This is a genomic window from Alcaligenes sp. EGD-AK7 (assembly GCF_000465875.3).
GTDB classification, from domain to species: Bacteria; Pseudomonadota; Gammaproteobacteria; order Burkholderiales; family Burkholderiaceae_B; genus Alcaligenes; species Alcaligenes phenolicus.
In genome coordinates this window covers 109,304-123,471 of sequence record NZ_AVOG02000069.1, presented here as the reverse complement: position 1 = coordinate 123,471, position 14,168 = coordinate 109,304, and the positions used below count along the sequence as shown (strand labels likewise).

Annotated in this window: 13 protein-coding genes; 7 read left to right on the top strand and 6 right to left on the bottom strand. The window is 55.6% G+C overall.

Annotated features, from left to right (window positions below; translation table 11 throughout):
* Nucleotides 1-12: 12 nt before the first annotated feature.
* Genes mutY through N879_RS18745 form a run of 3 tightly spaced genes read right to left on the bottom strand, consistent with a single transcriptional unit; the run spans nucleotide 13 to nucleotide 2,680 of the window.
* The gene (gene mutY, locus N879_RS18755) at nucleotides 13-1,104 is read right to left on the bottom strand and encodes an A/G-specific adenine glycosylase (RefSeq protein WP_009460540.1); all 1,092 of its coding nucleotides are present in this window, start codon (nucleotides 1,102-1,104) and stop codon (nucleotides 13-15) included.
* Nucleotides 1,104-2,012 carry a cell division protein FtsX gene (locus N879_RS18750; RefSeq protein WP_009460542.1) on the bottom strand — a complete coding sequence of 303 codons (909 nt, stop codon included), beginning with the start codon at nucleotides 2,010-2,012 and terminating at the stop codon, nucleotides 1,104-1,106. Before N879_RS18750 ends, mutY begins: the two co-directional genes overlap by 1 nt.
* Nucleotides 2,009-2,680, bottom strand: coding sequence for a cell division ATP-binding protein FtsE (locus N879_RS18745; protein WP_009460544.1), 672 nt, complete (start codon nucleotides 2,678-2,680; stop codon nucleotides 2,009-2,011). The genes N879_RS18750 and N879_RS18745 overlap by 4 nt, the downstream gene beginning before the upstream one ends.
* Nucleotides 2,681-2,900: 220 nt before the next feature.
* On the opposite strand from N879_RS18745, the gene N879_RS18740 reads away from it, so the two are divergent.
* The 6 genes from N879_RS18740 to N879_RS18715 all read left to right on the top strand — a co-directional run bounded on the left by N879_RS18740 (nucleotide 2,901) and on the right by N879_RS18715 (nucleotide 9,000).
* A complete protein-coding gene (locus tag N879_RS18740; protein ID WP_022983607.1) occupies nucleotides 2,901-3,917 on the top strand; it encodes an amino acid ABC transporter substrate-binding protein in 1,017 nt (338 codons plus the stop codon).
* Nucleotides 3,918-4,015: 98 nt separating this feature from the next.
* Entirely contained in the window at nucleotides 4,016-5,203 is a 1,188-nt protein-coding gene (locus tag N879_RS18735; protein WP_022983606.1) for an amino acid ABC transporter permease, read from the top strand.
* Nucleotides 5,204-6,298, top strand: a complete 1,095-nt coding sequence (locus N879_RS18730; RefSeq protein WP_009460546.1) for an amino acid ABC transporter permease — start codon at nucleotides 5,204-5,206, stop codon at nucleotides 6,296-6,298.
* Between the two features lie 60 nt (nucleotides 6,299-6,358).
* Nucleotides 6,359-7,096, top strand: coding sequence for an amino acid ABC transporter ATP-binding protein (locus N879_RS18725; RefSeq protein WP_009460548.1), 738 nt, complete (start codon nucleotides 6,359-6,361; stop codon nucleotides 7,094-7,096).
* Between the two features lie 70 nt (nucleotides 7,097-7,166).
* The gene (locus N879_RS18720) at nucleotides 7,167-8,156 is read left to right on the top strand and encodes a Bug family tripartite tricarboxylate transporter substrate binding protein (RefSeq protein ID WP_009460550.1); all 990 of its coding nucleotides are present in this window, start codon (nucleotides 7,167-7,169) and stop codon (nucleotides 8,154-8,156) included.
* 265 nt (nucleotides 8,157-8,421) lie between these two features.
* Entirely contained in the window at nucleotides 8,422-9,000 is a 579-nt protein-coding gene (locus N879_RS18715; RefSeq protein WP_088453170.1) for an OmpA family protein, read from the top strand.
* 1,136 nt (nucleotides 9,001-10,136) lie between these two features.
* Here N879_RS18715 and thiC read toward each other — a convergent pair.
* From thiC to N879_RS18700, 3 genes are all read right to left on the bottom strand, one after another.
* Nucleotides 10,137-12,053 carry a phosphomethylpyrimidine synthase ThiC gene (thiC, locus tag N879_RS18710; RefSeq protein WP_009460552.1) on the bottom strand — a complete coding sequence of 639 codons (1,917 nt, stop codon included), beginning with the start codon at nucleotides 12,051-12,053 and terminating at the stop codon, nucleotides 10,137-10,139.
* Nucleotides 12,054-12,243: 190 nt separating this feature from the next.
* Entirely contained in the window at nucleotides 12,244-12,621 is a 378-nt protein-coding gene (locus N879_RS18705; protein WP_022983604.1) for a helix-turn-helix domain-containing protein, read from the bottom strand.
* 212 nt (nucleotides 12,622-12,833) lie between these two features.
* A complete protein-coding gene (locus N879_RS18700) occupies nucleotides 12,834-13,208 on the bottom strand; it encodes a helix-turn-helix domain-containing protein (protein WP_022983603.1) in 375 nt (124 codons plus the stop codon).
* A gap of 112 nt (nucleotides 13,209-13,320) precedes the next feature.
* On the opposite strand from N879_RS18700, the gene N879_RS18695 reads away from it, so the two are divergent.
* On the top strand, nucleotides 13,321-14,082 hold the full coding sequence (locus N879_RS18695) for a helix-turn-helix domain-containing protein (RefSeq protein ID WP_009460558.1): 762 nt from the start codon (nucleotides 13,321-13,323) through the stop codon (nucleotides 14,080-14,082).
* Nucleotides 14,083-14,168 lie beyond the last annotated feature (86 nt).

Sequence of the window (14,168 nt, the reverse complement as noted above, 5' to 3'; positions counted from 1 at the left end):
GGGATCTTGGCATTAGCTCAGAAGTAATTGTTCACTATCCTTGCTCTGGTACAAACCCAGCAGCAGCTTGCGTATGGGTGCAGGTAAAGCGGTCTGCTCCAGTGCTTCATGGTCCTGCCATTGCTGGCCTGCCACTGGCTCGGCCAGTACAGATTCATCGACTTGCAGTAACCAAGGGGTGATGTGCAGCTTGAAGTGAGAAAACACATGCTGGAAAGAGGCCAGCGCAATAGCTTCCTCGTCAGACCAATGCAGTGCCGCCGTTTGCAGGCTGATGGCATCGTCAAACTGGGGCAGGGTGAGCAGGCCACCCCAAATTCCCTTGTCAGGACGTTGTTCCAGCAAAACCTGGCCATTCAACTCCAGAATCAGCACATGCGCATAGCGTTCATCCTGACGAATGCGTTCTTTGGGGCTGGGCAGCTCGGATTGTGCCTGGTGCGTGTGGGCGTAGCAGTCGCTTTGCAGCGGACAGAGACTACAGGTGGGCTTGCTGCGGGTACAGCATTGCGAGCCCAAGTCCATCAGCCCTTGAGTGTAGGCCGCCATATCCAGGCTGGCGGGGGCGAGTTCCACGACCTCATCTGCCTTGGCCCATAAGGCGTTTTCCACGGCCTTTTTCTGCGTGGGCCCGTAGATCCCGAAGTAGCGTGTGAACACGCGTTTCACGTTGCCGTCCATGATGGGGCTACGTTCGCCAAAACAGAAGGCGGCGATGGCACAGGCGGTAGAGCGGCCAATGCCGGGTAAGGTCGCCAGATCTGTGGCATTAGCCGGAAAACGGCCACCCCATGTCTCCATGACCTCGCGGGCACAGCGGTGCAAGTTACGGGCGCGGGCGTAGTAGCCCAAACCGGCCCAATAAGGCATGACTTCGTCTTGCTCGGCCTCGGCCAAATCCTTGACGGTGGGGAAGCGTTCCAGAAAACGCTCGTAATAACCCAGTACGGTAGCGACCTGGGTTTGCTGCAACATGATTTCGGACAGCCAGACGCGGTAAGGATCTTGCGTGTTCTGCCAGGGGAGGTGGTGGCGGCCGGAGGTTTTTTGCCAGGCCACCACTTTTTCGGCCAGATCTTGGGGACGGGGTTCAGGAAGTGACATCAATATTGGGTACTACGGGTAACAGACCAGCGTGCTGCCAGGGCGCCCAAAATGGCGACCAAAATAGCCGCTGTCAGCAACAGAGAAAATTCTGGCAGCCGGAGCGTCAACTGGACGCCATAGCTTTGGGCCAGGCTGGATAAAGCTTTGTTCAGCGGGGTCAGTGCCAGCAAGGCCAGACCGCATGCCAGAGCGCTGGCCGTCAGGCCGGTTAGCGCGCCCATATACAGGAAGGGGCGGCGTACAAAGGCTTCGGTGGCGCCGACCAGACGGGCCACGGCAATTTCTTCACGTTGGTTCAGGGCTTGCAGACGGACGGTATTGAACACAGTGGCAATCACGACTACGCCCACGCCTGCCATCAGAATCCATAAGCCAATACGGATGAAGCTCAGAATCGCAGCCAGACGCTGCACCCATTCGCTATCCAGCAGCACACTATCCACGCCTTCGCGGCCTTGCAAGGTCTTGGCCAGGGAGTCGGCACGCGTCACCAAGTCCGGGGTTTCATGCAGAGTCAGCACAATGGCGTGTGGCAAGGGGTTGCTGGGCAAGGCGCCCAAGGCGTCTGTCCAGCTGGGGTTGCTTTGCAGTTGTTTGAGCGCCTGCTCCTTGCTGACCAGCCTGATCTGGGCCAGTTCAGTTTGAAACTCTTTGCCCACGGCCTGACTGAAGGCTTGCGCCTGTTCCAGCGTGCTGTTCTGCTTCATGAACACGGTCATTTCGGGCGAGGTCGGAATCTCGCGCACGACAGGTTGAGCGGCCAGCAAGATACTGGCTCCCAGAACGGGCACAGCCAGGGTCAAGGCAATGACCAGCAGGTTGGACAGGGAGGAGAAGGGTTGCACTTTCAGGCGGCGCAGGGCCACCAGAAAGGCGTATTGATGATGACGCAGCCAGGTTCTCATGCCAGCACTCCTGGGTGATCGGAAAAACGGCCGTCCTGAATCAACAGGGTTCGACGTGCATAGCGTGCCATCAAATTCAGATCGTGCGAAGCAATCAAGGTGGTGACACCCACCCGGTTAAAGTCCATCAATACATCCATGATGCGTTTGGCGTTATCAGCGTCCAAATTGGCAGTGGGTTCGTCGGCAATCAAAATAGCCGGGCGATTCACAATAGCGCGGGCAATCGCCAGCCGTTGTTGTTCACCCCCCGACATTTCCACCGGCTTTAAATCTTCTTTGCCACGCAGGCCCACTTTTTCCATGGCGGCGCGAGCACGTGCCTGGGCGGTGCTGGGCTCCAGGCCCATGACTGCCAGGGGCAGGAGCACATTGGCCAGGGCGCTGCGGTCTTGCAGCAAGTGCGTATCTTGTAGAACCACACCCACCGCGCGTCGCAGATAGGGACGGGCGCGGGCCGGCAGCTTGTCCAGCCTGTGCCCATTGACCTGAACCGAGCCACGGCTAGGCAGCTCCAGGCCTCCGATCAGACGCAATAAAGTGGATTTACCTGCTCCAGAGGGGCCGGAAACAAAAATGAATTCGCCGTCATCAATGCGAAAATTAATGTCGGCTAGAATATTTTTACTGCGGCCATACGATTTAAAAACGTGTTGGAACTCGATCATCGCGACGCACAATTAAAGAGGAGTCTGCTTGGAAAGCCCCTGGGGAATGACCGCCGGGGCTCGCATGAAAATGTCGGCGTAGGTAAAAGTATTAGTCAGATTGTTAGAGGGAAACCCCCGATTTGTGTTTGGACAGTCTGGCTCTACGATTGGACACCACAGCTTAGCTGCAATTGTAATCTGCATCCATTTACCAAAAGTAAACAGGAGGTGATATTCCATGACCTTAGTGAAAACCATTGCATGTAGTGTTGCGTTGATGGCCCTGGCCGCTAATGCACAGGCAGGTGAAACCCTGGACTCGGTGAAGAAGAAAGGCTTTGTTCAGTGCGGTGTCTCAACCGGTATTGCAGGATTCTCGCTGGCAGACAGTAAGGGTGTCTGGTCCGGCATTGACGTGGACATGTGCAGTGCGATCGCCGCTGCTGTTTTTGGGGATGCCAAAAAATACAAGGTTACGCCCTTGACCACTCAGCAGCGCTTTACCGCCCTGCAATCGGGTGAAGTCGATGTGCTGACCCGTAATACCACCGCGACGATCTCTCGCGATACGACCTTGGGTTTGGTCAGCACTGGCATTAACTACTATGACAGCCAGGGCGTGATGGTGAAAAAATCCCTGGGCGTGAAAAGCGCTAAAGAGCTGGATGGGGCCGCTGTGTGCGTACAGCCCGGCACCACGACCGAGCTGAACCTGGCGGACTGGTTCCGTGGTCAGGGTATCAAGTTCAACCCTGTGGTGATCAACAACCCTGAAGAAGCCATGCGCTCCTTTACCTCCGGTCGTTGCGACGGCTTTACCAGCGATAAATCCCAGCTGGCAGCCATGCGTGCCGCCCAGGCTACGCCGGATGAGTTCGACATCCTGCCCGAGGATTTCTCCAAAGAGCCGCTGGGCCCATTCGTGCGTCAGGGCGACGAGGACTGGTTCACCCTGGTGCGCTGGACTCTGAACGCCATGCTGGAAGCCGAAGAATATGGCATTACCAGCGCGAACGTGGATGAAAAGACCAAGAGCGATAACCCGAACATTCAGCGCATTCTGGGCGTGTCCGGCGAGCTGGGCAAAGGTCTGAAGCTGGATAACAAGTGGGCCTACAACATAATTAAACAGGTCGGCAATTACGGTGAAAGCTTCGAGCGTAATCTGGGTAAATCGACGGCATTGAAGCTGGATCGCGGTTTGAATGCACAATGGCGTGACGGTGGTGTGATGTACGGTTGGCCAGTGCGTTAAGATTTCGGTCTTCACTGTTTGTTCTTGCGTCTGGCCTTGGCCAGACGCGCGCCACCTCGCAGGGCTACGCGTAGTGCTGCATCCACGGGTTTTACGCTATGGCACAAAATACACCTGCCGCGCCAGCCCCCCCTAAACGGCGCCTGTCCTGGAATGATCCGTTCACACGCGGCATTATTTACCAGGTGCTGATTTTGGGTGTGCTCGGTTTTTGTGTGTGGTATCTGGTCTCCAATACCCTGCACAACCTGGCTGTTCGCAATATTTCTACAGGCTTTGATTTTCTGAATCGAGAGGCAGGCTTTGCCATTGGCGAGTCGGCGCTGGCTTATAAGCCCTCGGATACTTATGGGCGGGCCATTCTGGTCGGCCTGGTCAATACGCTGAAGGTGGCGGTGATCGGCATTATTGCTGCCACCGTTTTTGGCACCTTGCTGGGCATTGCACGCTTGTCCAAGAACTGGCTGGTTTCCCGGCTGGCGGGCTTGTACGTGGAAGTGATGCGTAACGTGCCTTTGCTGCTGCAACTGTTCTTCTGGTACGCCCTGATTACCGAGACCTTGCCCGGACCGCGGCAGGCTTTGAATCCGCTGGGCGGCGTATTTTTATCGAATCGTGGTTTGAAGCTGCCCACCCTGCAGGGCGATGGCATGGACTGGATTTTCATGGGTCTGGGCCTGGCGGTGGTGCTGTGGGTCTTGATGGCGCACTGGGCGCGTCGTCGTCTGGAAAAAACGGGCCGTCCTTTCCCCACCATTCGCTTTGGCATATTGCTGCTGGTTCTGATGCCGGTTCTGGCCTTGCTGATCAGCCCCGAACCCTTGGCGCTGGATGTGCCCCGTCTGCAAGGTTTCAACTTTGTCGGGGGCGTGACCTTATCGCCTGAGTTTGCCGCCTTGCTGGCCGGTTTGATCACCTATACCTCGGCCTTTGTAGCGGAAGTGGTGCGTTCCGGTATTCAGGCCGTGGGCAAAGGACAATGGGAAGCGGCGCAGGCACTGGGTCTGTCCCGTGGCCGCATGATGCGTCTGGTGGTTCTGCCCCAGGCTCTGCGCGTGATTGTGCCTCCCATGACCAGCCAGTACTTGAACCTGACTAAAAACAGTTCCTTGGCCGTGGCCATTGGCTATCCCGATATTGTGTCTGTGGTGAACACCACCTTGAACCAGACAGGGCAGGCGATTGAAGGCATTTTGATCATCATGGCGGCTTACCTGACGGTCAGCTTGTCGATCTCGATCTTCATGAACTGGTACAACAACCGAATTGCTTTGGTGGAGCGCTAAATGAGTCATACGCCTACATCCACCGTAAGCGGGCCACCGCCACTGCAGCGGGGCACCCTGGGCTGGCTGCGCCAGAACCTGTTTTCTTCTCCCTTGAACGCCATTTTGACGGTGTTGTCGGCCTGGCTGCTTTTGATGACTGTGCCAGCCATGATCGATTGGCTGTTCATCAAGGCCAATTTCGATGCGCAAACCGCGCAGGATTGTCGGGCCAGTGCGGGTGCATGCTGGGCTTTCATTCGTGAAAAGCACCGTCTGATCCTGTTTGGCATCTATCCCTATGACGAGCAATGGCGACCCTTGTTGGCCTCCATCCTGCTGACCTTGCTGATCGTGTGCAGCTGCGTGCGCTGGTTCTGGAAACCCTGGCTGCCTGTGATGTGGCTGGTCGGCCTGACTGTCGTGGGTATTTTGATGTGGGGCGGTGTGCTGGGCCTGAGCTATGTGGAAAACAGCCTGTGGGGCGGTTTGCCGCTGACCTTGATTCTGGCTACCTTCGGCATCGCGTTCGCCTTTCCTTTGGGCTTGTTGCTGGCCTTGGGACGTACCTCGCGCTTGCCGGCCGTCAAGGCAGTGTGCGTGGTTTACATCGAACTGATTCGTGGCGTGCCGCTGATCAGCTTGCTGTTCATGTCCTCGGTAATGCTGCCTTTGTTCATGCCCGAGGGCTTTAACATCGACAAGCTGCTGCGTGCTCAGATCGCCATCATTTTGTTTGCGGCGGCGTACATCGCGGAAACCGTGCGGGGCGGCTTGCAGGCCATTCCCAAGGGACAGTATGAAGGCGCGGCTTCGCTGGGCTTGAGCTACTGGCGCACCATGCGTCAGATCATCTTGCCGCAGGCGCTCAAGATCGTGATCCCGCCACTGGTAGGCATTTTCATTTCCCTGTTCAAGGACACCTCCCTGGTCGTGATTATCGGTATTTTCGATTTGACCCAGGCGGCCAAAGTGGCCCTGGCCGATGCGGCCTGGCGCGGCTTTAGCCGGGAAGCCTATCTGTTCATCGCACTGATTTATTTTGTGTTCTGCTACTCCATCTCTCGCTACAGTCGTTCGCTGGAGCGACGTTTGCAAACGGGTTATGAACGCTGACACAGGTAGCAAAGCCTTGGGTAAGACCTATTGCTTTGCTGGCCAGACAAGGAGTTTTGCATGGCAGACGCCATTATTCAGCTAAAGAACGTCAATAAATGGTACGGGCAGTTCCATGTGCTGCGCGATATCAATCTGGATGTGGCCCCCGGCGAGCGCATCGTTATTTGCGGGCCTTCGGGTTCGGGCAAGTCCACCCTTATCCGCTGCATCAACCGCCTGGAAGAGCATCAGAAAGGGCAGATCATTGTGGCTGGTGAGGAGCTTACCAACGATGTGCGCCAGGTCGAGGCCATTCGGCGTGACGTTGGCATGGTGTTTCAGCACTTCAATCTGTTTCCTCACCTGACCGTGATGGAAAACCTGACTTTGGGGCCGATGTGGGTTCGTCGCAAGACCAAGGCCCAGGCTCAGGAGCTGGCCATGAAGTATCTGGAGCGTGTACGTATTCCAGAGCAGGCCAACAAGTATCCCGGACAGCTCTCTGGCGGACAGCAACAGCGCGTGGCCATTGCACGTTCCCTGTGCATGGAGCCTAAAATCATGCTGTTTGACGAGCCGACCTCGGCGCTGGACCCGGAAATGGTCAAGGAAGTGCTGGAAGTGATGGTCGAGCTGGCCCATACCGGCATGACGATGTTATGCGTGACCCACGAGATGGGTTTTGCGCGTAAAGTGGCTGATCGGGTCATTTTTATGGATCAGGGCGAAATCATCGAGCAAAATACGCCTGATGAGTTCTTTGACTCGCCACGCAGTGAAAGAACGCGTGAGTTCTTAAGCCAGATCATTCATTAAGGATCAGTGGCTGCTCTGCATGGGCTGCCTTGTGCAGCCCATATGCATTTTTATTTCAAGGAAAAAAGTGATGTTTCGAGTCTGTAAGTGGCTGCTGGCTGTCTCTGGTGTTGCGGCTGTCATGGCTGCCCCGGCTGTAATGGCGGAGGATGCTTATCCTTCCAAACCTATCCAGTTCGTGGTGCCTTATCCACCGGGTGGCCCTTTGGACAGCATGGCTCGCTTGCTGGCTGAACGCGTCAAAGGCGACCTGGGCACGGTTGTGGTGGAGAACAAGTCGGGTGCGGGTGGCAATATCGGTGCCAGCATTGTGGCCAAGGCTGCTCCGGACGGCTATACCCTGATGATGGGTGCGGTGGCGATCAACTCCATCAACCCCTGGCTGTACAAGACGGTGCCTTTTGACCCGGTCAAGAGCTTTGCGCCTATCGCCCTGGTTGCCTCGGTGCCTAACATCCTGATCGTGAACAAAGAGTTTGCCGAACAAAACAAGATTGCTTCGGTGCAGGATCTGATCAGCTACGCCAAAGAGCATCCCGGTCAAATGAACTTTGCTTCGGGCGGTAATGGCAGTGCGGGTCATCTGGCCGGTGAAGTCCTGAACACCCGTGCCCAGATCAATTCCGTGCATGTGCCTTACGCCGGTGCCAACCCCGCCAAGACGGCTTTGCTGGCAGGCCAAGTGCATTTCATGTTCGACAACCTGGCTTCGGCAGCGCCGCTGATCAAGGCAGATACCGTCAAGGCCCTGGCTGTGACGACTCTGGAGCGTTCCAGCTTCCTGCCTGACGTTCCCACCATGGAGCAGGCTGGTGTGAAACCGTTTGATTTGGGCACCTGGTTCGGTGTGTTTGCTACTGGCGGTACACCACAGCCTGTGCTGGACAAGCTGCATGCCGCTTATTCCAAGGCTTTGATGGATCCGGCCGTGCGTGAAGCACTGGCTACCATGGGCTCGGATGTGCAGCCTGGTACCATGGCTGAATTCAGCGAGCTTGTCAGCAATGATCTGAAGAAGTACAAAGAAGTCGTTGCCGACTCGGGTGCCGAGTTGTTCTAAGCTTTCAAGTACTTAGCCCCCAGGCAATCAGTGACTGCAGTTTGTGCGGTCGTTGGCAAGATCAAGAATTGTTAAAGAAGGCAGTGAAGTCTGTTTTGAAGTACCTGCTTGCGGTGCCTCTTGCTAGTATTGGAGGCATTCAAGCGGTCCTGGTACTTAATTTGAGATTACGGAGCCAATAATGACAATTTCCATTCGTTCTGCAAAATTAGCAGCATGTGCTGGTGCTCTTTCCCTTTTGGCCGCTTGCGGCACGATGGACAATATGAGCACGGGTGGTCGTACCGCAGTGGGTGCGGGTGGCGGCGCTGCTGTGGGGGCTGGTCTTGGGGCTTTGATTGGTGATAGCAGCAAGGCCGCCATGATTGGTGCAGGTATCGGTGCACTGGCTGGTGGTATTGCAGCGTACAACTGGTCTGGCATTAAAAAGGATGTTCAGCAGTCTGGCGCAACTGGCCTGGGTGTGGATGTGACCGAAATGCCCGATGGCAGCTTGCGGGTCAATATTCCTAGCAGTGTGTCGTTTGATACCGGCCATTATCAGTTAAAGCCTGCTTTGCTGCCGGTTCTGGATAGTGTGGCTCGCGCCATGAATCAGCATCCAGAGCTGCGTGCCAAGGCTGTCGGTCATACCGATAGCACCGGGTCGGCACAGACCAATCAAACTTTGTCGGTTAACCGCGCAAGCGCTGTGACGAATTACCTGACGCAGCAAGGTGTGGGACAAGGTCGTTTGATGGTGGAAGGCCGTGGCCCGAACGCTCCTATTGGGGATAATGCGACGGCTGAAGGCCGTGCCATGAACCGCCGCGTGGAGTTGTATTTGTACGCTCCGCAGAAGTAAGTCTCTGCTTGCCGCCTTAAGGCGTGCTGACAAAAGGCCCGGTTTTTTAACCGGGCTTTTTTTTGTTTGATCGGGGAGTGAGGGCATGGTTTGAGGGCAGCATGTTCTGTCAGTTGTCAGTTGTCAGTTGTCAGTTGTCAGTTGTCAGTTATTAGTTGTGAACTGCTGATTGGTGGTTATCTGTTGTCGTTGATGGCATTAACGTTATTTGAGAGGGGCAGGGCTGATTATTGAGTAGAACCCAGTAATGAGCACGCCCTTGGGGGCGGTGGGCACCCGGAGGGGCTTGAGCACTTGCCGGTGCTGCGCACCGGTCCCCTTGTCGAGGGCATCATCCGGGCGCACTCTGAACTCGCGGGGTGGTTCGTCCCCCGGACGAACCACAAGCGTCCCGCTCAAACAGCAGAGTGCTTGCACCCCGGATCATGCCCCCGCCTGCGGCAAGTACTCTGAATCGCCCCTCCGGGTGCCCACCGCCCCCAAGGGCTCATACCGTGGCTATTCAAGCAATCATGTATTGAGGGTCTGGGTCTGAGATTTGGGATTTCGGATCTTGGGTCTGAGGTTTGACGTCTGAGGAGAGAGGTCGGAGGTGAAAGGTCTCAGGTGATAGGTGATAGGTGATAGGTGATAGGTGATAGGTCAGAGGTCAGAGATTCGACGCAGACCAGGAAAGTGCCACACGCTATTCAAGCATACAGTTTGAACCGTCCAGAAAAAAACGATTGTGAGCCAGTTAAGCCTAGCTTCAGGGTGTCCGGGCGGTTCAGAGGGTTTGCCGCGGTCGGGAGATAGCGTAGGGGTGCAAGCATCCTGCTGTTTGAGCCGGACGCTTGTACTTGGTCCGGGGGACCAAGTACCCGGCGAGTTCAGGATGCGCCCGTAGCTATCTCCTGACAAGGGCACCGGTGCGCAGCACCGGCAAACCCTCAGCCCGGACACCCTGAAGCTAGGCTTAACTGGCGTCTTCAGCAACGATCTCTTCTGACTGTTAAACCTTGCTTTCCAATAAATGAAATGACGAAGCCCCCAAAAAGAAAAAGCCCCAGGCAGAAATAATCCACCCAGGGCTTCAACCTATCAAGGCCTGATCAAACAAAGATCATGTTCACACCAGGCCCGCATTCAACACAGCATCAAGCCTCCTGATACAGCTTGCTGCCCTGTTGAACAAACTGCACTGACATTTCCTTCATCCCCTGATCCACAGCGGACTGCTCATCCAGGCCATTAGCCTTGGCATAGTCCCGTACATCCTGCGAAATCTTCATGCTGCAGAACTTGGGGCCACACATGGAGCAGAAGTGCGCCACTTTCATCGAGTCTTTCGGCAAAGTCTCGTCGTGGAACTCACGCGCTGTATCCGGGTCCAGACCCAGATTGAATTGATCATCCCAGCGGAATTCAAAGCGCGCCTTGGACAAGGCATTATCCCGGAATGCCGCAGAAGGATGTCCCTTGGCCAAGTCCGCGGCATGTGCTGCGATCTTGTAAGTGATGATGCCGTCCTTCACGTCCTTCTTGTTCGGCAAGCCCAGATGCTCCTTGGGCGTCACATAGCACAGCATCGCCGTACCTTGCCAGGCAATCATCGCCGCACCCAAACCGGAAGTGATGTGATCGTAGCCCGGCGCAATGTCCGTTGCCAAAGGCCCCAAGGTGTAGAAGGGGGCCTCATGACAGTGCTCCAGCTGCAACTGCATGTTCTCTGGAATCAAATGCAAAGGCACATGACCAGGACCTTCAATCATGACTTGAACATCATGCTTCCACGCTACCTGGGTCAACTCGCCCAGGGTACGCAGTTCCGCGAATTGTGCCTGATCATTAGCGTCATAGCCCGAGCCGGGACGCAAGCCATCGCCTAGCGAGAAAGCCACGTCGTACTGCTTCATGATCTCGCAGATGTCCTCGAAATGCTCGTACAGGAAGCTTTCGCGGTGATGCGCCAGACACCACTTTGCCATGATGGAACCACCGCGCGAAACAATGCCTGTCATGCGGCTGGCCGTCATGGGAATAAAGGGCAAACGCACACCGGCATGAATGGTGAAATAGTCCACGCCTTGCTCGGCCTGCTCAATCAAGGTGTCGCGGAAAATATCCCAAGTCAGATCTTCGGCAATGCCGCCGACCTTTTCCAGCGCCTGGTAAATAGGCACCGTACCGACTGGAACCGGCGAGTTGCGAATAATCCATTCGCGCGTCTCATGGATATTCTTGCCCGTGGATAAATCCATGATGGTGTCCGCACCCCAGCGAATCGCCCAGGTCATTTTTTCGACCTCTTCGCCAATGGTGGAGCCCAGGGCGGAGTTACCGATATTGGCGTTGATCTTCACCAGGAAGTTGCGGCCAATAATCATGGGCTCGGTTTCCGGGTGGTTGATATTGGCGGGCAAAATGGCTCGGCCACGCGCAATCTCATCACGAACAAACTCGGGGGTGACCGTGGTGGGCAAGCTGGCACCGAAACCTTGACCAGGGTGTACCTTGGTCAGGCGACGAGCCATCTCTTCACCTTGCGGACCGCTGGCGCGCAAGCTTTCAATGTATTGCTCGCGTCGCAGATTTTCCCGAATCGCCACAAACTCCATTTCGGGAGTGATGATGCCGCGCCGTGCGTAATGCATTTGCGTGACATTGGCTCCCGAAATGCTGCGTCGAGGCTGACGCTTCAACTCGAAGCGTAACGTGTCCAGTTCCGGGTCGGCCTGGCGGGCTTGACCGTACTGGCTGTTGAGTCCTGCCATCAACTCGGTGTCCTTGCGCTCGCTGATCCAGGCTTGGCGTAGCGGGGGCAGGCCTTTGCGAATATCGATCTGCACCGAGGGGTCTGTGTAGGGACCGCTGGTGTCATAAACGCTTAAGGGAGGATTCGGCTCGGCGCCGAAGTGGCTGGGCGTATCAGCCAGGGAGATTTCCCGAAAAGGCACACGCAGATCAGGCCGTGAGCCGGTTTGGTAGATTTTTCGGGAGTTGGGTAAGGGCTGGATCGCAGCCGGGTCTACGCTGGCCGCTGTGGCCGTAAAAGAAGGGGTTTTGCTTGTCATTGCAGCTCCAAAGAAATGGTGGAGCCGATATAGGAAGAAGTGCCGTGCAGGCATTGCACCTGTGGCACACGCTCCCAGCATCGGCATTATCCGTACTGGTACGAGGGTTTATCTCAACCCGCCAAATGGCGAGTACCCCTGCGTGCTGACAAGTATAGGTATCTTGGAGCTGCTTGTGGACGTATAAGGCTTATTTTCTTTTCATACCGTTGAGCAGATGACGGATGGTTTGATCCAGGTGGTCACGCTCTTTGGGTGGCAAAGCCACAATCTCGTCCACGGAAAAGCGGTTGAAGGGCCAGGTCACAATCGGTGGGCCTTCGCCGGAGTCTTGCAAGGTGGTAGCATGGGCTGCACTCAGCTCCATATTGCCCAGCCCGTTTTTCAGCCATTGAGCACTGATATTCAGGGCTTTGGCCAGATCCAGAATTTCGCGCGCGTCACGCCGCGTACCACTCTCGTAATTGGAGATGGCGCTTTGACTGAGGTTGCACAGACGAGCCAGCTCGGCTTGAGAAAAGCCGCGTTGCAGGCGGGCGTGGCGGAGGCGATCAGAGAAGTGTTTCACAGTACAGATTGTTCATGGAACGCCCTGCACGATGGTTTTGAGTAAAGATGTCGTATGTGATAAAAATGTCTGGCTTAACCGGCTGAATGAAACGAAGAGAAGCTTAAGATGGGAGCAGCACCAGATTTGTCGGGTTCAAGCCTGTGCTTAAAGCTTGAATGTCAGGGGTGTTTAACAAGGCAGGCGGTATAGGCGGGTAGAACGTACGGTGCCTAGCGTTTTTTCATGCCGTCCAGTAAATGACGCAAAGTGCGATCGAGCAAATCACGTTCGCCATCTGCCAAAGCAACCACTTCATCGACGGAAAACAGACGGAAAGGCCAGGTAACAATGGGAGGACCATCCAGGGGTTCGGACAATGTGTAGCTGTCCTGCGTGAACTCCATCGTGCCGATACCCTTGCGCAACCACAAAGCGCTGACATTCAAGGCTCTGCTCAACTCCAGAATTTCACGTGCATCCCGACGAGTGCCATTTTCATAATTGGAGATGGCGCTCTGGGTCAATCCGCATAGACGTGCCAAATCTGCCTGAGAAAGACCGCGATGTTGACGTGCGTGGCGAAGGCGTTCGGAGAAATGTTTCACACAACAGATTGTTGATGTAAAGCCAAACACGATGGTTTTAATTAAAAATCACAGTCGTGATTTATACTGTCCGGCATAGTCATCAGATGTCATTATAGTTAAGGTATCAACTATGTCGGTTGCAAATGAAATTGCTGGCGGTCCTGTTGTTCTGTACCTGGCCACGTCTATCCCTGATCGAAACTTACTAGAACAACAAATTCAGGCTCTGGCAGAACGTGGTTATCGTCTTATTTTTTGTCCGGATGCGACGGCTTTGCTGCAGTTGGCCCAAACGCGGGGCCGTTACGCCGGTTCGATATGTATTGCCTGGTTGGGCGGGGCCTTGGCGGAAATCTGCTCGGCGGCCGTGCGCTTACGTATGCTGTGTCCGCAAATTGGAATCCTGATGCAGTCCGATGCGACGGACTCGGCCATGCTGCAAGCCTTGCATAGCGGCGGAGATCAGTTTTGCCCCAGGGATGCGTCTTTGGAGTTGCTGGCAGCCAGTTTGCACAGCTTGCAGCGGCGCATGATGCAGATGCCCATCATTCCTGAACCGTCTCAGCCCCAGGAGTGGGTGCTGGATCAGGAGGGCTGGGCCTTGATATCGCCTGTCGGGATCTCGTTTAGCCTGACCAGCACGGAGCGCGCCTTCATCGTCCGCTTGCTGCGCGAAGAGGATCGCCGGGCCAGTCATTACGAGTTGATGCGGGCTGTGGCTAGTAAAACGGATGTAATCAGCAATCCACCCGGTGCTTCGCATATCAACCGCCTGGGCGTTCTGGTCAGCCGTATGAGACGCAAATTCAACCAGGGAGGCACGGTTCTGCCTATCCGCTCGATTCATAACTGGGGCTATATGTTCGCTGCTAATTGCCAGTTGCTGGCCTAGTCAGGATGTCATCAGGGCAGGGCAGTTGAAAAAGGCCCTGTCGGTTATACCGGCAGAGCCTTTGTTCATGCTGTGGGGGGCAGGGC

Excerpts from the sequence above, each read along its gene's own strand:
- N879_RS18750 (WP_009460542.1), bottom strand. The coding sequence starts at position 2,012 with ATGAGAACCTGGCTGCGTCATCATCAATACGCCTTTCTGGTGGCCCTG.
- thiC (WP_009460552.1), bottom strand. The coding sequence starts at position 12,053 with ATGACAAGCAAAACCCCTTCTTTTACGGCCACAGCGGCCAGCGTAGAC.
- N879_RS18730 (WP_009460546.1), top strand. The coding sequence starts at position 5,204 with ATGAGTCATACGCCTACATCCACCGTAAGCGGGCCACCGCCACTGCAG.
- N879_RS18720 (WP_009460550.1), top strand. The coding sequence starts at position 7,167 with ATGTTTCGAGTCTGTAAGTGGCTGCTGGCTGTCTCTGGTGTTGCGGCT.
- N879_RS18745 (WP_009460544.1), bottom strand. The coding sequence starts at position 2,680 with ATGATCGAGTTCCAACACGTTTTTAAATCGTATGGCCGCAGTAAAAAT.
- N879_RS18715 (WP_088453170.1), top strand. The coding sequence starts at position 8,422 with ATGAGCACGGGTGGTCGTACCGCAGTGGGTGCGGGTGGCGGCGCTGCT.
- N879_RS18740 (WP_022983607.1), top strand. The coding sequence starts at position 2,901 with ATGACCTTAGTGAAAACCATTGCATGTAGTGTTGCGTTGATGGCCCTG.
- N879_RS18695 (WP_009460558.1), top strand. The coding sequence starts at position 13,321 with ATGTCGGTTGCAAATGAAATTGCTGGCGGTCCTGTTGTTCTGTACCTG.
- mutY (WP_009460540.1), bottom strand. The coding sequence starts at position 1,104 with ATGTCACTTCCTGAACCCCGTCCCCAAGATCTGGCCGAAAAAGTGGTG.
- N879_RS18725 (WP_009460548.1), top strand. The coding sequence starts at position 6,359 with ATGGCAGACGCCATTATTCAGCTAAAGAACGTCAATAAATGGTACGGG.
- N879_RS18735 (WP_022983606.1), top strand. The coding sequence starts at position 4,016 with ATGGCACAAAATACACCTGCCGCGCCAGCCCCCCCTAAACGGCGCCTG.